Raw genomic sequence first — 25,679 nt, forward strand, 5'->3', positions numbered from 1 at the left:
CGACAACAGGAAACATCTGCGGAGGCTTCCTGTTTTTATTTTTAAAAGGACTTTCAAATCGCTTTGTCAAAATAGAGATAGGAGAACACTTATTCGTCATCGAAAGGAAGGATACATCATGAACGCAAAAGATTGGATGGTATGGAATTTAAATGAAGTGAGAAGAAGAAGCATCAAAGTCTGGTGCTCGATTCCTGAAGATAAGCTGAATTGGAAACCGGATGAGAACGCCATGACGTGTTTGGAAATGATTCGTCATGTGTTAGATAGCGAGTATTATTATTACTTAGCCTTACAAAATGGAGGCAGTCTATCGTCGTATGAGTCTCCGTTTGAAGGGCGTGACTTCGTATCCGTGCAAGAGGAGCTAGACTTTGCGGAGGTCTATCGGAAGGAATTCATGACATATGTCGGGCGACTACCGGAATCAGATTTAGCGACGGTCCAGATTGATCGTTCCGAATCAGGTTATGTCCGTTCGCTTGGTGATATGCTGTTGCGAATTGCTTATCATGAAGCAGTGCATACAGGACAGCTACTCGATTATTTGAGAACAGCAGACATTGAGCGTGTGCGGGTTTGGGACTAAGATAGGTGAATGAGAAAATAATGGTAGTACTATGAGCTACCGATGCTAGGGGGATGAAATTCTTGAATATACGTTTAGCCACGTCCAAAGACATGAAGGTAATAGCAAAAATTTACGTTGATACGTGGAGGACGACATACGCCGGTTTAGTACCTGATGTATATTTGACACAACTCTCGGTTCAACGAGCTGAACAAAAATGGACACAGTTTTTGAACGATTCCTCACAAGATACGTTCCTATATGTGGTATTGAACGAACAGGGAATCACAGTGGGATTCGCAGCAGCTCAGATTCATGCTGATGATGGAGTACGGATAGGAGAGTTATCTGCCCTCTATATATTACCTGAAGCGCACGGTTTAGGGATCGGCAAAAAATTGATGGCGACTATCGCTGCTCATTTCCTGAAAGCAGATGTCTTCTCGATGCTGGTTTGGGTGATGAAAAAGAACGAGTCGGGACGAGCATTTTACAAACGACTCGGAGGTAAATACATAGATCATCGTCAGAGTCGTTTTGGGAATGTCACGGTTAAAGATGAAGCCTATGAATGGCTGGATATTACCACGCTTGTCCGTCATCAGAATTAAAAACAAGGAGGAAGTACGATGCATCTGTACTTCCTCCTTGTATGAATCACAGACTCCATTTCATTAGTAATCCAGCTTGTGTCAAACCGCCACCGAATCCATATAATAGAAGCAAGTCACCCGTTTTGATTTTCCCTTCGGTAACACCTATATCTAAAGATAAGGGAATGGAGGCAGCAGAGGTATTTCCGAAATGGATGAGACTGTAAAGCGCTTTATCAAAAGGAACATTGCTTTTTTCGCAAATCGATTGAATCATGCGTAGGTTTGCACTGTGCGGAATGAACCAATCGATTTGATCCAAAGTCATTGATGCCTGATCCACTACTTGTTTCATTCCACGAGGAACCGTGCTGACCGCCCACTTGTAAACTTCGCGTCCATTTTGGATGAGTTTATTAGTGGGAATGATAGGATCTTCGAACAAGTGATTTGACAAGTTCGAACAATAGAGACTGGCTCCTTTTTCCCCTTCCGAGTTCAAGTAGAATGAAATAAAGTCAGACTGGACTTCATCGCGTTCCACAAGAACCGCTCCACTACCATCTCCAAATAAAATGCATGTGTTTCGATCGGCATAGTCAGTGATGTTAGAGAGTGTTTCTGCTCCGATGACGAGAATTTTTTTATGAAGACCAGATGAAATTAACCCGTTCGCCAGGTGTAATCCGTATGTAAATCCTGCACATGCGGCGTTCAAATCAATTACACCCGCATGATTGATACCGAGTTTTGCTTGTACCAACGATGCAGTACTTGGTGTCTTAAAATCGGGTGTCATCGTACAGATGATGATCATATCAACATCTTGAAATTCTGTATTGTAACGCTGTTTTAAATTCATGGCTGCTTGATAGGCAAGATCACTTGTCGATTCAGTCTGACCCGCGATTCTTCGTTCTTTGATGCCTGTTCGTTGCACTATCCATTCATCATTTGTTTCTACTAGTTTCTCTAAATCATGGTTCGTCATAATTTGATTTGGAACGTAAGAGCCGATTGCTGTTACTCGAGCATGATATGCAGTCATAAATGGTTCCTCCCTGTAAAAAGATCTTATACTTGGTTTTAGTACTAGGTGATAATTTAAGAGAATTTTCTTTTAAACACAAGGAATATAACTTATCGTACACATCATCAATTCGATTAGATGAAAAAAAGAGCGGTTTTTAGCGGATGCTCGAAAGGAGTAAGGAAGGATGATTGGAATCAGCATCGCCACCACATGGGAGTTTGACGCGACGATTGAGTATTTTCATGTCTCGCCTGAGGAAAGAATCACTTATCCGTATGGTGAATACTTCACGCGTGAGATGAACGGGAAGACACTTCTGTTTTACAGCACAGGCGTTCGAAAAGTAAATGGCATCGGTGCGAACCAATATATGATCCTCCGTTTTCCCTTGACGAAGGTCATCATTGCCGGAACATGTGCCGGCATCGATCCGAGGTACGACATACTCGATATCATCGTGCCAGATTGCGCTGTTCAATATGATTGTACGGTCAAAGAGATTGAACCACTCATTAAACCGTCATTCGTCGTCAATCTCGACGCCTCAAAATATGGCAACGACTTTCATCTCGGAACGATCGGAACGGCTGATCGCGCTGTCGTCATGTGGCGAGACTATATCGAACTGCGAGATAACGGTCTGACGATTGCCGATACGGAGGCGGGGGCTGTCGCGTACATCTGTCAGAAAAATGCTGTCGAATGTATCATCATCAAAGGCATCTCCGATTTTCCGACAGAAGAGAAGAACGAGGGTGCTGTCGAAGCAAACGTCGAACAGATGCGGATCTATATCGAGAACACACCGAAAGTCATGCGACGGATTTTTGACGACTACTTGCATCGATTTCTAATGTAATTTGCACCCGATGCACTTCTTTTACATATTTTCCAAGTTTCTTACGGCAATATAGTTCATTGGCATTGTATTTTTTGAAATATGTTCTATCATAGTGAATGGAAACGTTTTCTCGAAATGGTGAGTACATACCGAACTGTACAAGAAATGCGCTGCAATCATCAGGTTTCGTAGGTGTAGAAGTAGATGGAGGGACATAGAAGCATGCAAGAATGGAAAGTATCTGGTCAGAAACGGATTGATATTGAAAGCCGGTTTCGTCCAGAAATCGAAGGGCTACGCACGGTAGCTGCCCTACTCGTCGCAATGTATCACATTTGGTTCAATCGTGTCTCAGGTGGTGTCGATGTCTTCTTCGTCATCTCGGGTTTTTTAATCACGACATCAATCATCTCGACGATCAACCGGACAGGAGAGTTCAAGTTCCTGCCGTATGTGACAAAGTTGCTGAAACGACTGTTGCCATCGGTTTTATTCATCTTAGGAGTCGTCTTGGTATTAAGTACGTTTTTATTACCAGCATCGATTCTCGGTAAAACGATTCGTGAAGTCGTCGCCTCGATGTTCTTTTATCAAAACTGGCAACTCGCCGTCTCAAGTACGGATTATTTGGACGCGACGCAAATGAAGTCACCCGTCGAACATTTTTGGGCGCTATCGATCCAGTGGCAGTTTTATATGATTTGGTTCGTTTTGTTTTCGTTCATCTTATGGATGATGAACAAATATCAGATTCGATCAGTTAAAGCCGTCCTCAATGGTCTCCTTGGATTCCTGTTCGTCACGTCACTTGCGTACTCGATCTATCTGACTGAAGTCAATCAGCCATGGGCGTATTTCATTACGCCGACGCGGGTCTGGGAATTCGCCTTAGGCAGCTTGTTATGCGTGAACTTATCCGCGATTCGTATCTCGAAGTGGGTAGCGACGATCATCGGTTGGATCGGTCTGCTTGGCTTGCTAACGACTGGTGTTCTGTTCAATGTCTCGCAAATGTTCCCTGGCTACATCGCACTCTGGCCAATGACATGCGCCTTGATGATCGTGTTATCAGGGACGCAAGAGACACGGTTCGGATTAAAACGGTTCCTCGGATCTAAACCAATGGTCAAACTTGGGGGGATTGCCTTCGGGATTTATCTCTGGCACTGGGTACTGCTTGAGTTCTATCGCTACAACGTCCAACAAACACCTAGTCTGCTCGTCGGCACATTGATCATCGTCTCGTCGATCGGCTTATCGTATCTGATGACGGAATGGATTGAAAAACCGATCCGGACTTCGACCGTCAATCGGACAGCGTTCAAGAAATTAGGTGCGCTGTTGACGGTCAACGTTTTGTTAATCGGATCATTACTCGGATTCGCTTATATGGAAGAACAAGAGCTGAAACAAGCCGTCAGTAAGAATAAATATCCGGGTGCCTTAGCAATTGAACAGGCACTGTCTGTACCGAAGCAAGCCCCATTCCCGTCATATGCGAACGTCTTCAATGACTTACCCCTCGTCCATACGGATGGTAGCAACCAAGGGCTGCAAAAGACGGAAGCGAAGGTCGGCGAATACGGGAAGACGAAGGATTATAAAGCAACGATCGCACTCGTCGGTAGCTCGCACTCGGAGCAATGGTTCGGTGCCTTACATGAAGCAATCAAAGGGACGGACATCCGTTTACTCAACCTGACGCGGTCAGGAACACGTTTTTCAACTGGATATGAACCGGACTCGCTAAAAGGAATCTGGAATCAGAATGTCTTGAACTATTTGATAGATGCCGATGTTGATTTGATCATCTCACACGTGACGGCAGCGGATGCTTCAAAAGACAGCATCCATCAACAAATGGTCGACCAGATGCAGTACGTCAAGGACGAGTATGGGATTGAGGGGCTAGCACTCCGGGACAATCCACGATACGATTTTAACGTACTCGAGGCACTGGAGACGACGAGCATCGCTGATACGACGAAACAAATGAACACACAACCGAATCAAACGGATGAGGCGTATTGGAAACAATTCGAAAAAACGAACCAGTCGCTCCATAAGCTGGATTTGACGCGTTACTTCCACGTCAAAGGCGAGTACCGTCCCGTTATCGGCAATGTCGTCATCTATCGCGATAACAGCCATATGACGAATACGTATGCGGAAAGTTTTGCTCCGATGTTTAAGAAAAAGCTCAACGAGGTCCTCGCAGAAAAATTAGCGACGGACGAATAAAATATGTAAAACGGCTTGCATCCAGAAAAGGGTGCAAGCCGTTTTTTCGTATCATCGGTCAAACAGAGTAACTGCCGTCTGGTTGTTCAAGTAATTCAAGGGTTTGAGTACGCATCATTTGATCCGTTTTGAAGTACGCATCGACGACACGAGAAGCGGCAAACCCATCCTCCATCGGACCATACGTCGCACGGAATGCATCAAGTTGCGCTTGATACATTTTCGTCAGACGCGGAATGTCCGATAAGGCGTGAAGCAATGCTTCTTCCGTTTCTAAGATCGGTCCCGGAAGGTCATTGTAGTAATCCAGGTAGAACCCGCGCAGCGTATCGCGGTAGAGATCAAGGTCATACGCATAGAACATCATCGGACGATTCATGTTCGCGAAGTCGAAGAAAACAGAAGAATAGTCTGTGATCAGTAGATCGGTGATTAAGTACAGTTCTTGAATGTCCGGATAGGCCGTCACATCGATGAACTGTTCCCGGTGCTGCGCTGGAATCATCGGCTTTTTCGTGACGAGCACATGCGTCCGAATCAAGAAGACATACTCATCGCCTAACGCTTCCGCGACCCGGTCGAAATCAAACGGATAGTCGAAGTAGAACTTCCCTTTACCAAGCGACTGATGGTCACGGAAAGTCGGTGCATACAAGATGACTTTCTTGTCTTCCGGCAGTTGAAGCTGCGTCCGGATTCGTTCGATTGTCGCCGCATTATTCGCCGTAAAGAAGAGATCGTTTCGCGGATAACCAGATTCGACGACCGGTCCCCCGTACTGGAACGCACTTCTAAAGATGTTCGTCGCATAGGGACTCGGAGACAAGAGGACGCTCCATTGCTGGATTGCGTTCGTTACACGCTCGACATAGCCTTCGTCCCGTCCATGGATCTCGTCTAAGTCAAACAACATCTTCTTCAAAGGTGTGCCGTGCCATGTCTGAATGTAGGTCGTCTCTTTTCGCCGCGTCATGTAATGCGGGAAGTTCTGATTGTTGACCCAAAACTTCGCCGTCGCCATGTAATAAAAGTAGGCAGGAGATAAGCGTTTGACGACTTTTGCGTTCGGATCTCCGAGATAAAGCTTCTTGTTATAAATCCAGACGACTTTGTAGCCGAGTGCTTGTTGCTTCAGTTCCTCATAAATGTAACGCGGACTGTCCGCGTAATGTTTACCGAGCCCACTCTCGAAGACAACGAGTTTCGGGTCGACCGGCAAGACGCGTTGCATGAGTCGATATCCTGCCTTCATCGTCGGGAAGTAGAACCGGCTTCGGCGATAGACCTTAAAGAGGATGTTCGCCGCCTCGTTCGTCTGAATCTTCTCTAAAAGACTCGTCTGTTTCGTATAATTAGCGATTGTTTGATAGACCTGATCAGAGTAAGTCGTATCCGTTTTCGTCAAGAAGACGTCAGCGCGTCGTTTGTATTCATCCGCCATCTTAAAATCACGGCGTGCCGTCGCGTCGAGATCCTCGAACAAGTCATCGATTGTTTTTGAAATCCGACCTGGTAATTCGTTTTCTAGATCGAGATACGAACCGAGAGGACCGATGAAGCGTTTCGGGTCGAATTGCAGGTAATGGACCGGTCGCTTTAAGAAACTGAAGTCAAAAGCGACACTCGAATAGTCGGTGACGAGCAAGAGGCTCTCCTTTAACAATCCTTGAACATCTCGTTCGCCCTGATGGATGACCGTGATCGGTAAGTTCTCGAAGTGACTCGAATATTGCTGCATGTTCGGATGCAGGCAAAGAACGATCTCGAGACGATGCTGTTTCGCGTACGCATGCAAACGATCACTCGATAGGAACGCTTGGTACTGCTGATAGTATTCTGATTCGAAGAACTGGAGTGGCGTCTGTAACCACGACCGCCACGTCGGAATGACGAGCATCTGACGTTTGACCGGGACGTCATTTTTCAATAGTGCATCAAAGCGAGACAAGCCAGTAATTTTGACCTCGCGCTCAGCGTATCCCATATCTTGTGTGACGAGTCGTTTTTCCCGCTCCGAGCTGACAAGGAACAAATCCGTGTCGAAGGCAGCAGCAAATTTCCCGTATTGATTGTTCATGTTCTTCGTTCCGAGAACCCCGTGTTGGATGAAGATACGATCTGCACGCATCTTGCGTTTAAACGGCTCCGAGCGAAGCGGATACAAGTATTCCGCGTGGTGTGTCCCGATGACCTTCTTTGCCATCAAAGAGTGATAGATGTGTTCCTTCGATTTGATCGGCAAGACGTTTCCGAGCGGAGCGACTTGCGCATATTCGTTCGACGCCGGATCGATGACGTAATAGACCGGTCGCTCCGGATAGGTTTCGCGCATGTATTTGAAGAAGTGGTAACCATTGTCCTGCGCTTTATATGGACGTTCTCCGACGAGCCACGTGTTCTTCTCGGCAAACAGCCGGTAGAGCGGGGCGAACGTCATCAGATGATTCAGATAGGCGTAATTTTCATTCGTGAACTCGGTCATCTCAAATGATAGATTCCGGTGACCGACCGTGTAGTACGGAATGATATGCATCGTCGACGTCTCATCTTTCCCTAACGCTTCCGGTGTCAGCTGACGCGTAATATAACGGGCGCGACCGAGACGGTATAATTTCGGTTCCGATCGGTGATAGAAATCGAGCGCGATGAAAGCATCATAAACCCCTTCTTGCAATTGGGCTGCTTGATGGAGTTGTGACCAGTGAATCTTCGCCGTGTAATGATAGCGATACAATCCGAATTTTTTCGCACTTACCTCGTTTTGGTACAACCAATCGATTGGGACAGGGACTTGATCGCCACTCTCTCGGTGAACAAGGAGCAACCGTCCCGTCTTGATGAACGCATGACGCGTAAAGGCTTTACCGCTGATGACTGTCGTCGCCTTCGTCTCATTATGGACCGCATCGATTTGAATCTTCGGCTTCGTCTGCGGTTCTTTGTTCAGCAACAGACGCAGGTTGCCTTTTAGATCCGTATACAACTGGACGAATTCGTTGAACGTCTCATCCATCAACGGCGCGAGAGGCGCAGGAATCTGTGTATCAAGAAAGCGCCCTAACAGAATTTCGCGGGTGAAGACGGTCGCGTCGAGCGTAGCATGGCTCGGTAACCCGTCGGATTCCCATTTTTGTAATTGTTCCGGTGTGAGATGCTCGACGTTTTTTGTGAACGTTAGCCAGAGTGAAAAACGACCAATCGGATAGGGCGTATCTTGATCGGCTTCGACGGACTCGATCTCAGCGAGACCATCCTCTTCGATCGTCGGAACGTCCGCCTCTTCTTGCATCTGAGAAACATGTTGACTCAATTGAGACACGATTGAATGCGACAGCTGAAAGGTGAAGCGATGATCGTCCAGTTGGTTCGGCATTTCAAGGACCGTCTCTTGCGATCGATCGCGGATACGTAAGGACGTGATCGTCAGCAACGGATCATTCAATTGACCGGATAGCGTATAGTCTGTCGGCGAAGATTGAATCTGTAACGATTCTTTTAATGCCGATCGTTTAAGTTTTTTTTGTTTTTTCGGAAGTACGGAATGTCCAAATTGGAGCACCCGGAGAGCAGATTTAAACAGCATGGAATCAAGGAACCTCCTACTAAAAGATGTTATATGAAAGCGTTATCTTCCATTAGCATTCTATCACAATCAATAGCTAAAACATCCTAAAATTTGAAAAACAAAGCGGACTTTGGTGGATAGACAAAAAAACTCCTCACAGGGGAGGAGGTCGACTAACTATTCGTCGAGCTGATTCAAAAGCATCAGCCAATTTTTCATGAAAAGATCATCCGAAAAACGGTCCACCGAATGCAAGGCGGCTTCGCCCATTTGACGTCTTAGGGATGGTTGCTCCATCAAGTGAATCGCTGCTTCAGCAAAGGCTGACGAGTCTCCAGGTGGAATGATAAAACCAGTCGTTCCATGCTCAATGATTTCTCGAGTACGACGACTTGCGTCGGTGCTTCGATATGATACTTCGTCGCGTCGATTTTCTGTAACGGTGATTTTTGTTCCTCGGGACGAAATTCGACTTTAAGCTGTTGATAATGCAAATGCATTTCGTCGACACTACTCGGTAACGTCATCCGGACGACGAACGGATGATAGTCGTCATGGATCAGCATCAATTGGAATGGATCTGAACGCGGTTCGAGTGCCTCTGTCGGAATGAACAGTTCGTTCTCATCGATATGGAACGGAACGTCGGTCTCCGTTGTTTCATCGTTGGGTGCGATTAAGAGAACTTGATCGATCGAAGACATGTCGTCTTTGAGTAATTGTACGACTTCATAGAAGAGACCATCAACGAGACGCGTGCCTGCATACGAGGCAAAGAATGGCTCAAGGACAGGTCCGAGATGATGTAACGAAGCAGGCATTCGGTAATAGAGACGATTCTCCGATACATATCGCCGGGCTTTATGTTTTTGGAGGAGCAACGTGATGAGAGTGACGAAGCTGTCATAATCTTTTTGCTGAAGCAAGGCGTACTGTTTTTGAAAGATGTCATCGAAAATGAAATCCGCTGGATCTGCATTATGGCGTTCAAAGATCATGATCATTTCGTCGAATAAATCAAAGAAAGTTTGTTGTTGCGGATGCTCAAGGAAACGCTTGTTGTTGAACAGTCGGGAGAGGAAGTCCATCTCGATCAACCGACTCAAAGCATGGGTTTTAGCAACTGCCGGAATATCAAGTTCGAGCGTTTTCTCAAGCACTTGTAAATTGAAGGTCGTCTTTTCGAAAATACTTGTTTGTCCGACGAGCGAATCATTCATCGCGAAACGATTGACGTGATAGACCGGTGCCGGATTCATCGAAGCCGTTTGGCATTTCGAGATGGCTTCAAAGAAGAAGAGTTTATCTTCACCGTACTGCATCGCGCTGAACCGAATGTTATGTTCAAGCAAGACGGAGCGCTTCAGAATTTTCCCCGGAGGTCCGACCGCGCGGAACACTTTGTCGATTTCATACGGAACAAGCTGATTCGCTGTCGTAAACGATGCAAAGCGGCCAACCTTTTGAATCGACGTGTTGGTATGTTTGATTGTTTGGCCGAATGCGATATCGGCATCATGCGAAGCGGCTTGTGCGACGAGTCGAGGGAATCCGACTGGGTCGAGACGATCATCAGCATCTAAGAACGTGACGTACGTACCTGTCGCTTCTTCAATTCCGACGTTTCGCGGTTGTGCAGGACTGCCCGTATTTTCAGGAAGTTCGATGATGCGAATGAAATCCATCGTTTGTGCAGCCGTGTGGAGAATCGATAACGATTCATCCGTCGAACCGTCATCAACGAAAATCGCTTCGATTATTGAGTGATCGAGCGTGAGTTCTTGGATCGATGCGATACAAGTTGAGAGATATGTCGCTTTATTGTATACAGGAATAATGATCGATGCGGTTCTTTCCATCAGTAATTCCCACCTTAAACTAAATATTAAAAAATACCCCCTGAACTGTACCTTAAAACAGATGAAGGAAAGAGAAGGGTAAGAAAACACGAAAATGGTCGATGACTCCATTAAATAATAGAGTCATCGACCATTTAGACAATTAACAAATCAGCCTTATAGGATTGGAATTACTTGATTCCAATATTCTCAAGGTATTTTTTTTCAGAGGAATCAATTTTACGGTTGATTTGTTTTGTATATGTCTTTCGCGCGTAAGTAGACCCTTTTTTCTGATAAATGGCTTTTTGTCCTTCAGATGATTGGTCGTAATAGATTTCGATTAAATCTTGATCCTCATAGACGATGACGCCCGTTTCATTAGTGTTTCGCTTTAGTTGCTGGTTGATCTGTTGCTGCTTCAAGTACTGGTTTTCAGATTTGAAGACTTGATTGATAGCTGCATCGTATTTCTTTTTGGCTTTCTCACTAGTCGTATTTCCGTCTTGATCGTAATCGCTACACCCTGCTAGACAGACGATCGAAAATAGCAGTAAAAATAAAAGTTTACTTTTCAAATGCGAACCCCTCCGGAGTACACGTTCTGTATTACCGATAGTGTACATCAAGGCAACACTTCATATGTAGCTTACTTAAGAAAAAGGGAAGTGTTTCATGTTGGTCGCACTATAGTTCGATGGCTTCGATGACGCCTTCAGGATACTCCCAGACATTGCCTTCAATGAGCCATTGATGATGGCAGTTCGGACAAGCGACTTCCGAAGAAAAGTCATACTGGATTTCGAGACCTAAGCGCCGGTCTTCGTACGCTACACTATGTAAATCTTCAATGAGAATCTCATCCTTGAATTTCTCGCGACAACGTGGACATTTGAATTTCGAATAGTGACTGATGACCGTATCCATTTAATTCAACTCCTAAATAAAGAATAAGTACCGTATACAGTATAATGATAACGCTTACATAAAAGTGTTTTAAATTAAAATTGTAATCAAAATGGAATATATCAACTAAATTGGATTTTGATTTATAAAGATTTCGAGGAAGGACTGTAAGAGGAATACCTGTACCTATACATCCGTTCAATCCAAATAAGGCATATTTTGATGTTAGCAGTTAGTTAGGATCACGCTAAGGTCGTTCAAGTGTTGCTACAGTACGGAGTAGATCCAAATCATCAGGATACAATGGGAAAACGGTCATTGATTATGCGAAGAAATATAAAAATAAAAAACTCCTCAAACTCTTCGATGGATTGCTTTGAAGGATTCGTAGCACATCTTCTTTTAACCATATTTTGAGTTCTAGCGGTTGTGCTATTAAAGCATCTACACATACTTCACATTTTCCGTTTATCACATGCTAAACTTAAACAATCTATTTCTAAGTAAAGGAATGATTTGGATGTGGAAGGCACTATTGTTTAATTCTATTTGGATGGGTATCACAATTCCAATTCTTTTGAGTGTCGTTTTTACAATTTTGCATCCTCTACTCGTTTTTGAATACAGTGGTGTTCTCATGATTGTTGTTACATTAATCATTGGCATAATTGATGTTTACCTAGCAATTCGGATTTGGACATGGATCGAAGGAAAGTTCTTCGAACGAAAACGGTACATGTGAGTACAGCCTAACAAATGGACGCTTTAAAAAAGTCGCTCTAACTTTTTACGTTACTATGAGGTGGCTTCGGTATTGAACCGGAGTCATCTTTTGACATTTTCAGATGTCTCGATATTCTTTACCTAAGTAAGAAATACCGCTTTACAGGATTTTATGCCTACAGTTCATCGATTTTCTAATCGTCTTTCATATGAAGCGCAGTTCTTATTTTCGAACTAAGGCGACCATCTTGTGCAACTATATAAAACATTAAAGTAACAGGTATAAAAAATAAAAAATCCCAAAAATGTATTATGAAATATATAATATATGGTAGAAGATACTTTTTGAAAATGACATTTTTTAATGTCTTGAAATGAGGATATAAAATATGAATTACATAGAACACTTAGAAGCTCATTGCGGTGAAATTACAGGTCATCTAGAGATTGAAGAATTACAAGAGCAGGCGATTCAATTGTTGCAGTTTCAAAATGCACCGTTTGCTAATGCTATCACGATGACGTCACTTGGACTGTTACGTCATCCGTTACAATTCGAGAATGGTGCTATCGTTCATCAAGAAGTGATGCTATCCGTCATGCAACAAGATGCTGAGTCGGACTTGATTGAATTGGTTTATCGCTTGACGCTAGAAGCATGGAAGACTGGACACGCTTATGATCTAGGTGAGTATTTACCGATGCCAGATGGATTGTTATCGAAGTACGGCTTCGCTGCTCTATACGTGACGACACCATTCTACTTTGAAGAATCGTTTCAAGTCCATAAAGGAGGCGCGGCATTCGGGGAACCGGAAATGGTACTACCGGTCTGGTTCGTACCAATCTTTGCTTCAGAAGTCGCATACATCGAACAATACGGTACTGAGAAATTTAATGAGATGTTACATGAAACTGAGATGCAGTTGCTTAATTTAAAGCGGCATCCGCTCGTGGGAGAAGAAGCAATCGAAGCATTGAACGCTAAAAGACAACTCCTCGTTCTCGAGTGTGAGATTACAGATAATCTTTTTGAAGATGAAATTCAACGACCATTATTGCTAGACGGACCATTAAAAAAAGCATATGCCATTGACCTTGATTCGGAAGCACAAGGGAATGCGGTCGAAACTCAAACCTTCCTATTTGATTTTCTAAATCATCAAAATCGTTTTCCGATCTACACGACCTTTTTTGCTTTTGAAGAAGACAAAGACAACAAGGCGTTCTTCACGCAACATCAAATGTCGTTCACTTCACATGTCTTGTCTAAGCAAAAACAAACGGACGGATGGTTACGCGGAAAACGAACATCGACAAGGGAGAGTCATTACTTCACGGTCAAGATTGAAGATGCTAAGATGCTCGAACTCATCCTTGAGCAAGCCTATGCAGCTGCATTAATGAACGAACTGTTCATGTTTTCATATTCCGATCGTTTGTCAATTCAACGAGAGGTCGAAACGACGTATCGAAAAACACGTGTCCTAGAAGATCGATTCGTTTATCCAGAGGAGACGACCGTCGTGATCGTCGGTCATGATGGTGGAATGCTTTATGTCCTCTCGAACGAAGAACACTTCGCGTATGATCTTCGTACAGACTGGGCGAAACGACTGCGACAACAGTTACCAAGCGATACGGTGATTCGCCAGCTGAATGGAGAATGGTTCGCAGACCTATAAGAACGGGAGGAACTGCATGCAACTCATTAAACAAATCGACGGTCAGAATCATTTTTGGTTATTCGAGAAGGATGGACGGACACTTCACACGTTTCACGGCATTATGGGAGAGCGGTTAGAAGAACCAATGAGCGAGCAGAAGTTCTCGCGATTTTTCAATCTGGATGCTTACATTCGGGAGCTCGTAGCGGAGAAAGAAAAAGACGGTTACTCCGTCGTTCAAGAAGCAGATTACTATGAGATTGTCGTCGAAATCTTTTGTCAGGATACAGAATATGAAGTCATCTTTGAGCATCGTTCGAATATCGAAGACGACCTTCATACATTTCTTTTTCAAATCGGAAACGGTTATTTTGTTGAGGATGATTATGGTCCGGAAGCCATCGAATTCGTCCTTCATGTCCTCGAACCATCTCAGATCGTCCAACCCGTCATTGAATATTTTAAGAAACAGTATGGAGTGACACGGCTTCGGATGGGGCAGGCAAAAGTTCATTATGGCAGACGCTTGACCGGGCTCTATCCTGAAGGGAAAAACTTTAACCGAAAAAATTGAGCAATGACGACACAGGTAGGAGGAACAGTATGAACGAGCTGACGATCGATGAATACTTTTTTCAGTCGAAGAGTATCCAACGTATGCTTCAGACATCCGAAATCAATGTGCTTGGTCACTTGCAAACTATCTACGAAATCATGTGTTGTGACCATACAATAGGTAGCTTTACGAGTGAATTGACGGAGGAGGTATTGTATGACACGCTAGTTCGCTACAATCATTTTCCTTTATATATCACTACTAATTTTGATGAGATTAGAGAAGATGAGATGCACCTCTTAGAACGTTTAAAATCGCGACCATTCGTATGCCACGAACATCCGCGGTACGAAGGCGATCATTGGCGCACCAGTTTTTACTGTTGTATCGAAGTGTTGAATGCGAACGATCTGCGTTTCGTCTTAGAAGAGTCCTTTTTTCGAGCTGCCTATAGTGAAACGTTCCTCATCACGTTCGCTCGCCCCACGTTTGAGTTGAAAACCTCTGGAAAATGGATCTTTAAAGAAGCGAAATACACGCATGTGATTGATGCACGCGATAGATTACCGTTCATCCTTCCGTCACATGATGCGCTCGGTTTCATGTGGTTTTCGAATGGAGAGTCCTTTCAAAACGTCGATCAGCTCAAACTGATTTTACCAACGGATTATCAGATCGATCATGTACTAAATACCTTCGAATAATTCAATTGAAGACAAAAGGAGTCATACAGAATGACATATCAGAATGGATTACCTGGTGTTACAGAAGAGAGACTACAAGAGGTAGAAGCAGAGCTCGGCTTCGAGCTTCCGAAAGAATTACGAAACATATACAAGCGCGAAAACAAATTTAGCGTCGGCGAATGGGAGTTTCATCCAATCAAGGACGAGCATTATATCAAGCGAACATGGGATGATCTTGTTCGTGTCAACTTGACCGATGCAGAAGAGTATCCAGAAGGATTCTTGCGGATTGCGGCGGACGGAACGGGTGACGAACTCGGATATCAATTTCCGGACACAAAGACGATCGTCTGGTGGGATCATGAGGAACAAGAGCTGTTTCCGGTAGCACCAACGTTGATGGCGTTCATTGAAAAGGAACAACAAATGGAGCAGAGTGCGGAACAAGCAGAAGACTTCTTACAGACAGTTCTTGAAACGGACGCTGTCTATGGTCTATCAAAGTTTGAACAGTCGGGCTGGGCGTATTGTCCGTCGAATCAAGAGGAAACGGACGTGCTGTTATTCTTTTCGACGGAAGCAGGGGCGAAAGCGTTGCGGATGAAGGAATGGGCGGACTATCATCTAATTCGCTTGGATCTGGATTTATTCATGGATGGCTGGTTACCGAACATGATTGACGACGGACTGTATTGTGGCTTGAACTGGGGACCAGAGCTCGTCGGGATCGAACTTGATCCGGAAGATGTACTAGCAGATTTAGAAGGTTAATAGGATTTGGGCGTTTTGAAACAAGTCGATAGAATGTCAGATGTGTGGCGTATCTATCGCCATGGACAAAAACTGTAGAAGATTAACTTAATAGATTAAGGATGATGAAAAAATGATCGTCATACTTAGTAAGCAAGTGGATGGCATCACCTATTTCTGGTTCATGTATCGCGATGGTCGAACGATTCAGATGTATCACGGTGTCACCGAGCAATGGAAGCTCGATCAAGATGTCAGCGATTCAATCGAAGAACGATACACGTTTCGGCGTCAAGCAAAACGAAGACTGAATGAATTGATTGCAGAGAAACAGGCGGAGGGATACAGACAAGATGATATCTACCAGATGCAACCTGGACGAAAGGAACGCGAGAAGTTTCGACGACGGACATCGTGGTTTGCCTATATCTTAATGGGACTAGGTCTGTTTCAGTTAGTAACATCTTTCTCTGTCTTACCAACTGTAGTATTTGGAATGGGTATTCTCTTGATGTTTTTAGGTTTTCTCAGTAAAGGTTACCTCCCTACATGGCTTCGAAGTGTCTGCTTCATTAGCTACTTTTTCATGCACGTGATTCATCAGCAAGAATCGTACATCCCGTATCTTTTCCCGATTCTTTCGATAAGCACGGGAGTATTATTATGGTCTCATCTTCGAAAAACAAGACAAAATATGAAAGTGGAATAATAGCACTCTTTAAAAGGAGATGAAACATGTCGCTTCTAAATAAGTTACTACAAGATCCTATCGTTTCTGAGATACCACATTTACATAATGCTCTTCTTGCGAAAGAACGCGGCTTGCGCAAAGAGTGGTTAGTACATATCGACGAATTCATTGAAGAAGCGAATGCGTGGGATTTCGAAAGACAACGGACGTTTGTGAGTTGGTTGCTGTTAACGTGTGAAGGAGAGTCAGACGTTTCGGTCCTTTTGATTCATCCGATACAAAAACGCCTTCTAAAACCTATCTTGGATCAGTGGATGAAAGAGTTGCCGGATGACGTTCGACCGTATCGCTGGTATGGTCTCTTTTTTGATGAAGATGACCGTTTCATCTACTTACAAGAGGCAATTACGCGTGGGGGAAGGCGGGAGCAGTTAGCAATCGAGAGAATGATTGACCATCATTTATACGGGTTATGGTATTCCTTCCATCATCTCGATGAAGATTTGTATTTAGGAGAAATAGAAGAAGATGTAGCCTCCTTAACAGAGGCTTGGTTGCTAATCGAGCAACTCGATGATGTAGTTTTCAAATCGGAATGTATCATCGAATGGCAGAAGTTGAATCAAACCTTAACGTACTGGGTTCGTTTCCGAGAAGAACACACCACCGGATTCATGGAGTGGCGCATGCAACAAGAATTAAAGGATTAAATTTGATTAATCTAATGGCATTAACAGGTTAGAAATGCCCCTCACCGTTATATTTAAGAAAGAGGTATACACCATGAAAAAATTAGGCACGTTTACAAGTCGGGAAGGAAATCTAATCGTCTCGGATCCGGCTTTCTTTGAGCCGGATATTGAGTACAACGTGACAATTCCAGTTGAACAAGGTTCGATTTGGACGGTCTTCTATGACGAAGATGAGTTTGAATCAATCAATTTGCTTTACTTAACGGTGAAAGAAAAAACGAAGATGGCTCCATTCGATTTCGAGCCGTTATCCGATCTAGTCGTTGTTGATTCAGCGCAGCTCGTTGTCATGAACACAGCTGATTACGGGAGACGGGAAGCCATCGACTGGGAGATTCGAAATACCTTGGAGTTCGACGAAGAAATCGACCCGTTCTATATCGCAATTTCAGACGAAATGATGGAAGACGAGATCTTCCTGTTTCCGTTCGGTGTCGCCGTTCAGTTGATGGGGGACGGACACTATGAAGTCCTCGTCCGCCGAGAAGACGGGAACGTGACAGGCATCGCGATCGTCCTCGGAGAACATGAAGCTTTTGAAGAACACGATGACGAGGAAGAATTATCGCTGGAAGACGTCGACGTACCACGACTGAATCATCAGAACACTGCTTTGCCTGACGATGCCTTTCTTACGAGTATCCTTCAGGCGATGCGATTATTTTATGTGAACGATCAAAAATCCTTGAAGTACAGTATTCCGATTGAAGGTCAGAAGGTGGAGCACAAACTGTATTTGTATGATTATTCATCCTCCATTCAAAACTATCAAGTGGCAGTGGAAAGTCCCTGTCCAGAAGCTCGTATCCAAGCATTCGAGACCGATCATTTTGCGATTCCGGAGTGGTATAAAGATATTTTGAGAGTCTGTAACGGTATGCGTTTTGCCGAAGAGTTGAACTTATACGGTATTCCGTTGACGAGCTGGAACGGATTATCGCGTGAGATCCAAGGCAATCTCTCCGTTAGTCTCGAGGAATACGCGTTAACCGAGTTCGATGCGATCCGTGATAAGTATTTCTTTTTTTGCTCATCGTTTAGACAGGACGAATACTACGCAGTATTGAAAGAGGGTCCAAACGAAGCCGTCTATCGCTTCGACTATAGAACGTTGAAACTCAAACCTAAGGCGACGACTTTCCAAGATATCGTCCGTGATGCATGGCGCGCGTGTAACCTGAAAGCACTACATAAAAGAATGTGAGGATGATTTCGTGAAAACAATCTATTCCCGTGAAGACTTACTCGCACTCGACGATCCTTTTGAATATGAGGTGGGGTTACCGATCCGAATCAGAAAACTCCCGTCTTCCGTCATCAAAGAGGAGATACCGGATAGCCGCGAACAATTGGATCGTCTTCTGAAAGATGGCTATACCTTGGTCATCCAGAAACCGCGAGTTCCGAACCCTCCCGTATTCGCGGAGTTACCCGTGATAGCGGAAAATACGATCATGAAATTGTATGTTTACGAGGCGAATCATTGTGAAGATGCGGTATGGGAGGCTCTGTCTGAGAATGAATACGATCGGCACTGGGCTTATTTTTTATTGAAAAAAGTCGAAGGTGTCAGATTCGAATTGCCTTACACTAAACCATCACAACAATCACTCAGACTCACTCGTCTTGGTACGAATCAACTCGTGTATCTACAGTTTGAAACGTATCAAAGTGTATCGTGTCAGTGGGTTTGAAAAGGAGAGTTTCATGAAAACGTATATCGAAGAGCATAGCGATGCGACCCGCGTCTACCCTTGGCTTGCGGATGCGAGTTCGTCAATTCGTTGTTTATGTGTAGTCGGTGAGATGCTCTTATTTCCAGAAGAAATCGTCCAGTTCAAACAAATCAGTAGTGAAATGTTCCGTAACGAGCTAACGAAAAAGCATGAGCTGAGCACGTATCGCTTTTATATAGTGGCATGTGTCGGAAATGGGTTCCAGTCCAAAAGAATCTTTGATTATTACAAGCTGTGGCGTTTGCTCGAACGAAAAGAGATGCTTGATGGCTTCACCTCCCGAATAGAAGTGCCGGTCCAAATTGACAAAGAACCATATTACGTTGGGATCGCTGAATTTGGTCTCGAACAGCTTTCGAGAGCCATTGAAATGATTAGTGACTCTCCAGCTATGTATACCATTATTTGTGCGAATCATGATCGACCATTACATTGTCAGGAATTACTAACGCAGGTGCTCGATATCGGCTTAACAGAAAGTGGAGACGTACCAGTCGTCGAGATAGTTACGACATTGGCAGCACAAGGTTACGCCGTCTGCACGTGGGGAAGTTCAAGTGAAGAACAAGAACTACAGTGTTTTCATACGGTAGCCTTCTTATGACAAGATAGAAAGAGGGGATTCGATGAGTCTGCGTGGTGTGTCATTTGAAATCCCGAATGAACCGGGGCGTATCTTGCTCGACATATTAAGTGCGATTGAAATGAAAGAGTATGATTGGTTTCTTCGTAATTTTGATTTTCCAATCCAAACCATGGACGGGGAGTTGTATGACAGTTTAGAAGAGTTTTCGGTCGATCAGAACGTGACAGGACGTGAACTAGCGAAATGGCTAAGGGGACCTAGCAATTACCTGATCTTTGCTGAATTGTTTGCATTTCAAAGTGGTCAGACTGAAGAAGTAGGAATGACGTATGAGTGGTTTCAGAAAAGCAATTGTCACATCGCGATTTTGATTTATGACTGCACGTACGTCGATATCTATTGTAAGGAGCAGCACGTATCCGAAGCGTTTTATGAGAACGCTGTGAAACGTGGATATACCGGAATTAAGTGGGTGACAGATAACAATGATCCACGGACCCGTTTGTCGGTATGGTCAGAATAGGACGTTATTCGTACTAGCAGATGTAAACGTATTGTGATAGAAGGGAGCGAAACCACTCATGATCCAACTGACAAAACAAAGCGGCTCGGATATACTCTACCAAACAATCTATACGGAGGGACGCCTCATCATTCAACATCAAGGAATCGTTGGAGAGTGGGTGAGAGCGGAAGACATAGGACAGGTGCGTGTCTCGCGCTTCAAACGATTAGGTGTACAGATTTTGCAGCTGATCGAGAAGTTTGAACGTCAAGGCTATCGCGAGCTGAACGAGGCAGATTACCGGGAACTAATCGTCCAGTTTCCTTATGACGAGGGTCAGGCAGAAGCAGGACTCGAGCGTCGCCATATGATGGAAGAGATAATCGATGAAGGTCTGCTTCATACAGGAAACGGCTACTGTGAAGGGGGAGATATAGGAAGTGGCACGACGAATATCTTTTACTATGTCCTTGATGTCGAGGCAGCCGTTTCTCTGATCTTTGAAGGGATAAAGGAACATGATGTGCAAGGCGAACTGATCATCGCGATATCAGAAGGAGAAGCGTACACCGTTCTATACCCTGAAGGAGCGCCGTTCGATTTAATTGATGAAGGTAAACCATGGAGCTGGATTCCGATGACGCAAGCGGAGGATGAGAAGGTATGGCACGTCATTGATCAACAATTTCAGTTCACACCCAGTACGAGAGTCTTCCCCTCATACCATGCCCCAAGTCCGTTCATTACATACGAAGTGGATTATAAGAAACGAGAAGAAATCGAACGAGAACTAGGACGTATTCTGATTGAGCTGACTGTTGAAAGAGAACGCGTCATGGCTCTCGATTGGAATCATCAAGGGTATTGGATCGACCCAAGACGTCCGTTTCTTCGAAATGAAGAAGGAGACTGGATGATTCCAGCAGTTCCAGATGGCGATTACTCCTTTTTCATCGCTCGTGATTTTCGCTGGGGATATCTCGGTCATCCGTGGGAGGGTAGCATCACGTTGTTTGGAGAAGATCTAATTACTGCGTTCCAAAAAACAAAGAGTTTTACGAATGAAATCCGGAGAGGATAAAAGGAGGACCGGAAGTGAGAACACCATACGATGAGTATCACGGAACCGCATTATGGCAAATCATCTCGGAGACAATCAATGAATTAGTCGACAATGATGATCTCGAAGAACGTACGACGCATGAACATATCGTGGGCTATCTCTGTAGCAAACTAGAAGGTCGGATGAAAGATGAAAAATAAGAATGGAATGCTACTTGAACGAGACGAGTGGATCGATGTGTTTCGGGAACTGCTGCCACGTGACGATTGGAAAGACCTCGTCCGTCTTCAAGTAAGTCAGCATTCGTATCCGTTTGAAGTAAAGTTTCTGGAACGACCACTCAAGCAGAATCCAAATATTCATGATTTATCGGATTGGACGGTTCGTTCCCACTTCATCATGACCGATGCCGCGAAGCTTGACCGACTTCTCGAACATCTTGTCATCGAACAGCAAGAAATGGCAACTGAAGCAGAGGTGACGCTCATCATCCAAAAACAAGGACAAGGAATCGTCCGGGTTACGAACGATTGTGTCTCGATGTATGGAGTCGCATATGAAGAGCTCGATGACGTAGGGACAGAATATGAGAACTTTTTCAATGCGGTTTTACCACATGCCACGTTTCCAGTCGAGGTCGTCTTTTGTGGTCGAGATATTTTAGAAAATGATGATTCGATTCATGTGATGACGTTGCACGATTCCAATTGGCAAGCGGTGTTTGAAGAACATGTATTGCATTTGCTGAATCGAAAGGAAGTTACGTCAAGATTATTTTCGAAAGATGCACGTCCCACGCAGCAAACGCTTGAGAACTTCATGTCTGAATTCTCGTTATTGATGGCCTACAACTTCATCGTGACTCGCGATGCAACGGATCGATTTGGCATGCTCGATCACTTTTGTACGAATGGAAAAATCGCGCATTTTGGAAAGATGGACGATGGAAACATCATACAGAAGGAGGAAGCATAATGAGCTTAGCATCATATATCTGTATGGAGAGACAAATTCCTGAACAGTATCTCAATTTAGATGAAAAAGATGAAACCGTTCCTTTATATATCGGTCCCTGTTTTGCGGATGAAGACTGTCTGTATGAAGTAAAAACGAAGTATTTTCATAAATGATATGTATATGAAATTTCGAGTCACTGGGGCATCGAGATCGTTGAACCTTTTGATTCCGAAATTTCACTGGAATCGAAAGAAAAGCTGCGTTATTTGTTTACGCTCATGAACGAGTTCTTAGACGAGGGTGAATCGTTTGAAATGTATACCTGTTGGATTGGGGAAGAATCCGATCCGCAAGTGAAAAGTATGACGTTATCATTAGCACTTGATCAGTTAGAAGACATTGAGATTCCTGAAAGAACGCATATTTTGATCACGAAACAGAGTGAAAACTAAGAAGCCGCTGATTCATAGCGGCTTTGGTTTAAAGGGTTCACTTTGAAGTTTGAAATGACAAAAGTAAGACGGTGGTTAATTAAAAAAAGAGAGTAGTGCCAGTAATCGAATAGAAGCACTGTTTCCAGAAGATGAAATCGAGCGGTAATAAAGTGATTGAGGGAGGAGTGGAATCGTGTTATGTGTCTATTTTGAGAAGCATATGAATCACGCACAAGTGTTTAAGGATAGATACTTGTACGTTGATCGACCAGAACGTATCGACTTCATCTATTCAATGGGTTGTCTACCGGATATGGAAACTAAAAGAGACTATCAAGGCGATTCAAATCGAGTCTTAAAACAATTTTTGACGCGTCTCAATCGCTACCCGATTTTCGTCACGTTCGGTGGAGGTTTTACGGACGAGGAGGTCGAGCCGTTTTTTCAAAAGCACGATCTATCGTATACAAAGGTTCGACCAAATAAGAACTTATACTATAGCGTTCAGGTGCATGATGCGAGCGAACTTGAGCTGTTGCTAGATGAGACCTATTGGTATGGGGCTGTGAACGAAAACTTCTTTATATCGTTTACGAATCTCTTGACGTTTGAGCTGAGAATGGTCAAAGGATGGTTTTTCAAAAGGCTCTGTTAAAGGTTAATGTTGATATTTGATACCTGTCCGAATCCTTGACATAATCAACATAAGAACAAACATTCGATGGAGGGTTCAAGGTGAGCAAAGCGTTTAGCAACTTGTTAAAGTATATCGACAAATTACCGCATACAAAAAAAGAACAAGTTTATCAATGGGTTAAACGCTATGTTGAACCATCATCTTCTGTTGGTGGTCGTTTAATTAACAAAATGAGGGAAACTCGTTTTAAAGAAGGTTTTGAGTGTCCTCATTGTTCATCAGAACACGTTGTTCGATTCGGAAAAATATAATGGTCGCCAACACTATCGCTGTAAGTGTTGCAACAAGACTTTTACTGATACAACAAACACTGTTTTGTTCCGCACTCGGAAAGGAAACGAATGGATTACATTTGTTGATTGTATGTTCAAAGGATATTCCCTGCGAAAATCGGCTGAAATCGTAGGGGTTATTTGGGTTACGCTTTTTTATTGGAGACACAAACTGTTAAACGCCTTAAAACAAATGGATATTGAACATTTTGATGGTATCGTTGAAATTGACGAGACCTATTTCCTGTACTCTCAAAAGGGACAACGAGGCATTATTGACCGTAAACCTCGAAAACGCGGTGGTAAATCTAAGCACAGAGGGATTAGTCACGAACAGGTTTGTGTTCTCGTTGCCAGAGACCGAACAAAAGCAACCGTCTCCAAAGTTGCTTGTATGGGGCGTATTGTAAAGACAAAAGTTGATAGTTTAATCGGTTCTAAATTGTCCAATGAAAATGTTCTTGTCACAGACGCTTGGAGAGCCTATAAAACCTATGCGAAAGAAAAGGGTTTAGAGCATTACCGAATTAAATCTGACGGTGGAAAACACGTTATTAAGGGTTTGTATCATATTCAAAATGTAAATGGTCTCCATTCCCGATTGAAACAATGGATAGACCGTTTTAAAGGTGTGGCTACAAAATATCTTGATAATTACCTTGCTTGGTTCTTATTTGTCGATAGTCGAAGTAACGAAAGCACGAAACAGCACATTAAGGAATTTCTACTAACTTCATTTGTATTTGAAATGACGGATACTTATGATAGTTTGCGTTTATCAAAATTCAGTGTGTAACGGATGGTGAAAACAGGATGAAACTTCCTAATGGAATAACTGGTTTTTATGATTCAAAAGCCAATACCCCTCCACAAGTAGACGGGAAACAATTTAAACAATTATGCTTCGACTTTGCCTCTCGTAATCGTGGGAAATTAATTGATTTCATTACGCCACAATACCCATCAAACTTTTATTATGCTCAAGTTGATGTTTTAGGTAATAGGTTTTATATACTGTTGAATGAACATTATCCTTATCTTGCATTCGCTTCGGTAGTTGAATTTGGAAACATTAAATTCATCGACAGACCTGTTCTTAATGAACAATTTCCTTCTTTCTACCGAATAATAGGTACAGTTGAACTAAATGTTCCTTTTAATCAAAATCTTATAAAGAAAACAGAATTAAATAGTGCTGAGTTAGAACAAATTTCCTATTGGAAACCTGAAACGGTAGGGCAAGTAATCTTTAACTATTGGGATTGAACAATAGGAACTCCGCCAAACATCGGAGTTCCTATATTTTGTTTAAAAATCAACATTAAAGTTTAACAGAGCCTTTTGTTTAATAAACTTGAGGTCACAAAAAGCATCTCTTATGTAGATTTACTCTACAGAAGGGATGCTTTATCGCAAAAAGACGTTACTCTTCAATCTGGATTTTCACCTTCGTTTTCAGCGACATGCATAGAGGGATTCTTGACATCAGAGGCGACAATGGAAAATCCTTTTTCTTGCTCAGCAGCTCGTGCTGGTTCAATCGCTACATTCAAGGCAGGTAGATTGGTTTGTTCAGAATATCATGAATGATAAAATAAGATTGAATTAGATGTAAATTACTTTATAGACAATATTTATTGGGGGTACTTTAAATGGAAAATAAAATTTGCTCATCATGCGGAAGTACTAATTTTCAAGAGGCAACAGATTATATTCCACTAAAGCCATCTAAAGGGTCATTTCATAGTGCTCAAAAAGTATTTTCGTTTTGTATGGATTGCGGTATCGTAGATGCGATTCGTATTGAGAACACAGAAATCTTTCAAAATAAAGAGTAAATATTCAATCTACAAAAAGAGCGTCCGATATGAACTGCCCCATAAAAGTTGGACATAAAAATCCAACTTTTATGGGGTGTTTTTTATGGTCAAATATACGAAGGCATTTAAGATCAAGGTCGTTGAACGTTATCTGACGGGACGAGACGGATACCAGATTATGGCGGAGGAATTCGGG

At 43.4% G+C, this 25,679-nt stretch carries 28 protein-coding genes and 2 pseudogenes; 23 read left to right on the top strand and 7 right to left on the bottom strand.

Going from position 1 to position 25,679, the window contains the following annotated elements; translation table 11 throughout:
- The first annotated feature begins 118 nt into the window (after positions 1-118).
- Together HZS85_RS10905 and HZS85_RS10910 are read left to right on the top strand one after the other, a co-directional pair.
- A complete protein-coding gene (locus HZS85_RS10905; RefSeq protein ID WP_214855883.1) occupies positions 119-589 on the top strand; it encodes a DinB family protein in 471 nt (156 codons plus the stop codon).
- Positions 590-651: 62 nt separating this feature from the next.
- On the top strand, positions 652-1,182 hold the full coding sequence (locus tag HZS85_RS10910) for a GNAT family N-acetyltransferase (RefSeq protein ID WP_214855886.1): 531 nt from the start codon (positions 652-654) through the stop codon (positions 1,180-1,182).
- Positions 1,183-1,228: 46 nt separating this feature from the next.
- Here the strand turns inward: HZS85_RS10910 and HZS85_RS10915 are convergent, their stop codons facing one another.
- Complete coding sequence (locus tag HZS85_RS10915; protein ID WP_214855889.1) at positions 1,229-2,212, bottom strand: ketoacyl-ACP synthase III; 984 nt, start codon at positions 2,210-2,212, stop codon at positions 1,229-1,231.
- Between the two features lie 169 nt (positions 2,213-2,381).
- On the opposite strand from HZS85_RS10915, the gene HZS85_RS10920 reads away from it, so the two are divergent.
- Both HZS85_RS10920 and HZS85_RS10925 read left to right on the top strand, forming a co-directional pair.
- Positions 2,382-3,056, top strand: coding sequence for a 5'-methylthioadenosine/S-adenosylhomocysteine nucleosidase family protein (locus tag HZS85_RS10920; RefSeq protein ID WP_214855891.1), 675 nt, complete (start codon positions 2,382-2,384; stop codon positions 3,054-3,056).
- A gap of 204 nt (positions 3,057-3,260) precedes the next feature.
- Positions 3,261-5,279 (top strand): acyltransferase family protein, encoded by a 2,019-nt coding sequence (locus HZS85_RS10925; RefSeq protein ID WP_214855893.1) that lies wholly within the window; start codon positions 3,261-3,263, stop codon positions 5,277-5,279.
- Positions 5,280-5,337: 58 nt separating this feature from the next.
- On the opposite strand, the gene HZS85_RS10930 is transcribed toward HZS85_RS10925, so the two are convergent.
- From HZS85_RS10930 to HZS85_RS10945, 5 genes are all read right to left on the bottom strand, one after another.
- A complete protein-coding gene (locus HZS85_RS10930) occupies positions 5,338-8,862 on the bottom strand; it encodes a CDP-glycerol glycerophosphotransferase family protein (protein WP_214855895.1) in 3,525 nt (1,174 codons plus the stop codon).
- 159 nt (positions 8,863-9,021) lie between these two features.
- Positions 9,022-9,219 (bottom strand): hypothetical protein, encoded by a 198-nt coding sequence (locus HZS85_RS16970; protein ID WP_353048871.1) that lies wholly within the window; start codon positions 9,217-9,219, stop codon positions 9,022-9,024.
- Positions 9,141-10,703, bottom strand: a complete 1,563-nt coding sequence (locus HZS85_RS10935) for a glycosyltransferase family 2 protein (RefSeq protein WP_214855897.1) — start codon at positions 10,701-10,703, stop codon at positions 9,141-9,143. Before HZS85_RS10935 ends, HZS85_RS16970 begins: the two co-directional genes overlap by 79 nt.
- A gap of 170 nt (positions 10,704-10,873) precedes the next feature.
- Positions 10,874-11,260, bottom strand: a complete 387-nt coding sequence (locus tag HZS85_RS10940) for a hypothetical protein (RefSeq protein ID WP_214855899.1) — start codon at positions 11,258-11,260, stop codon at positions 10,874-10,876.
- A 109-nt stretch (positions 11,261-11,369) separates the two neighbouring features.
- The gene (locus HZS85_RS10945; RefSeq protein WP_214855901.1) at positions 11,370-11,609 is read right to left on the bottom strand and encodes a hypothetical protein; all 240 of its coding nucleotides are present in this window, start codon (positions 11,607-11,609) and stop codon (positions 11,370-11,372) included.
- Between the two features lie 1,091 nt (positions 11,610-12,700).
- Here HZS85_RS10945 and HZS85_RS10950 point away from each other — a divergent pair.
- The 18 genes and pseudogenes from HZS85_RS10950 to HZS85_RS11030 all read left to right on the top strand — a co-directional run bounded on the left by HZS85_RS10950 (position 12,701) and on the right by HZS85_RS11030 (position 24,929).
- Positions 12,701-13,996: a suppressor of fused domain protein gene (locus tag HZS85_RS10950; protein ID WP_214855904.1), complete on the top strand. Its 1,296-nt coding sequence runs from the start codon at positions 12,701-12,703 to the stop codon at positions 13,994-13,996.
- 16 nt (positions 13,997-14,012) lie between these two features.
- Positions 14,013-14,552, top strand: coding sequence for a hypothetical protein (locus HZS85_RS10955; RefSeq protein ID WP_214855907.1), 540 nt, complete (start codon positions 14,013-14,015; stop codon positions 14,550-14,552).
- Positions 14,553-14,581: 29 nt separating this feature from the next.
- Positions 14,582-15,238 carry a hypothetical protein gene (locus HZS85_RS10960; RefSeq protein WP_214855910.1) on the top strand — a complete coding sequence of 219 codons (657 nt, stop codon included), beginning with the start codon at positions 14,582-14,584 and terminating at the stop codon, positions 15,236-15,238.
- Positions 15,239-15,268: 30 nt separating this feature from the next.
- Complete coding sequence (locus HZS85_RS10965; protein WP_214855912.1) at positions 15,269-15,991, top strand: DUF2750 domain-containing protein; 723 nt, start codon at positions 15,269-15,271, stop codon at positions 15,989-15,991.
- A 112-nt stretch (positions 15,992-16,103) separates the two neighbouring features.
- Positions 16,104-16,679: a hypothetical protein gene (locus HZS85_RS10970; protein ID WP_214855914.1), complete on the top strand. Its 576-nt coding sequence runs from the start codon at positions 16,104-16,106 to the stop codon at positions 16,677-16,679.
- A 26-nt stretch (positions 16,680-16,705) separates the two neighbouring features.
- Positions 16,706-17,371, top strand: coding sequence for a hypothetical protein (locus HZS85_RS10975; RefSeq protein WP_214855916.1), 666 nt, complete (start codon positions 16,706-16,708; stop codon positions 17,369-17,371).
- Between the two features lie 73 nt (positions 17,372-17,444).
- Positions 17,445-18,617, top strand: coding sequence for an SMI1/KNR4 family protein (locus HZS85_RS10980; protein WP_214855918.1), 1,173 nt, complete (start codon positions 17,445-17,447; stop codon positions 18,615-18,617).
- 10 nt (positions 18,618-18,627) lie between these two features.
- Positions 18,628-19,107 carry a hypothetical protein gene (locus HZS85_RS10985; RefSeq protein ID WP_214855920.1) on the top strand — a complete coding sequence of 160 codons (480 nt, stop codon included), beginning with the start codon at positions 18,628-18,630 and terminating at the stop codon, positions 19,105-19,107.
- Positions 19,108-19,120: 13 nt separating this feature from the next.
- Complete coding sequence (locus HZS85_RS10990; protein ID WP_214855922.1) at positions 19,121-19,753, top strand: hypothetical protein; 633 nt, start codon at positions 19,121-19,123, stop codon at positions 19,751-19,753.
- Between the two features lie 22 nt (positions 19,754-19,775).
- Positions 19,776-20,258, top strand: a complete 483-nt coding sequence (locus HZS85_RS10995) for a DUF2691 family protein (protein ID WP_214855925.1) — start codon at positions 19,776-19,778, stop codon at positions 20,256-20,258.
- A 58-nt stretch (positions 20,259-20,316) separates the two neighbouring features.
- A complete protein-coding gene (locus HZS85_RS16770; protein ID WP_251137929.1) occupies positions 20,317-21,321 on the top strand; it encodes a DUF2716 domain-containing protein in 1,005 nt (334 codons plus the stop codon).
- 14 nt (positions 21,322-21,335) lie between these two features.
- Positions 21,336-21,503, top strand: coding sequence for a hypothetical protein (locus HZS85_RS11005; RefSeq protein WP_200934373.1), 168 nt, complete (start codon positions 21,336-21,338; stop codon positions 21,501-21,503).
- Positions 21,493-22,278 carry a hypothetical protein gene (locus HZS85_RS11010; protein ID WP_251137930.1) on the top strand — a complete coding sequence of 262 codons (786 nt, stop codon included), beginning with the start codon at positions 21,493-21,495 and terminating at the stop codon, positions 22,276-22,278. The genes HZS85_RS11005 and HZS85_RS11010 overlap by 11 nt, the downstream gene beginning before the upstream one ends.
- The gene (locus HZS85_RS16775) at positions 22,278-22,433 is read left to right on the top strand and encodes a hypothetical protein (protein ID WP_251137931.1); all 156 of its coding nucleotides are present in this window, start codon (positions 22,278-22,280) and stop codon (positions 22,431-22,433) included. Before HZS85_RS11010 ends, HZS85_RS16775 begins: the two co-directional genes overlap by 1 nt.
- Positions 22,434-22,574: 141 nt before the next feature.
- Positions 22,575-22,712 carry a hypothetical protein gene (locus tag HZS85_RS16780; RefSeq protein WP_251137932.1) on the top strand — a complete coding sequence of 46 codons (138 nt, stop codon included), beginning with the start codon at positions 22,575-22,577 and terminating at the stop codon, positions 22,710-22,712.
- Positions 22,713-22,887: 175 nt separating this feature from the next.
- The gene (locus HZS85_RS11020; RefSeq protein WP_214855928.1) at positions 22,888-23,349 is read left to right on the top strand and encodes a hypothetical protein; all 462 of its coding nucleotides are present in this window, start codon (positions 22,888-22,890) and stop codon (positions 23,347-23,349) included.
- Positions 23,350-23,429: 80 nt separating this feature from the next.
- A pseudogene (locus HZS85_RS11025) lies at positions 23,430-24,459 on the top strand (IS1595 family transposase).
- A 17-nt stretch (positions 24,460-24,476) separates the two neighbouring features.
- Positions 24,477-24,929, top strand: a complete 453-nt coding sequence (locus HZS85_RS11030) for a hypothetical protein (protein WP_214855930.1) — start codon at positions 24,477-24,479, stop codon at positions 24,927-24,929.
- Positions 24,930-25,093: 164 nt separating this feature from the next.
- Here the strand turns inward: HZS85_RS11030 and HZS85_RS16785 are convergent.
- Positions 25,094-25,228: pseudogene (locus tag HZS85_RS16785) on the bottom strand (methyl-accepting chemotaxis protein); the annotation flags it as partial.
- A gap of 87 nt (positions 25,229-25,315) precedes the next feature.
- Between HZS85_RS16785 and HZS85_RS11040 the strand changes: the two are divergent.
- A complete protein-coding gene (locus tag HZS85_RS11040; RefSeq protein WP_035408297.1) occupies positions 25,316-25,501 on the top strand; it encodes a hypothetical protein in 186 nt (61 codons plus the stop codon).
- Positions 25,502-25,679 lie beyond the last annotated feature (178 nt).

The sequence above is a fragment of the Exiguobacterium sp. s130 genome (assembly GCF_018619055.1).
Classification (GTDB): domain Bacteria; phylum Bacillota; class Bacilli; order Exiguobacteriales; family Exiguobacteriaceae; genus Exiguobacterium_A.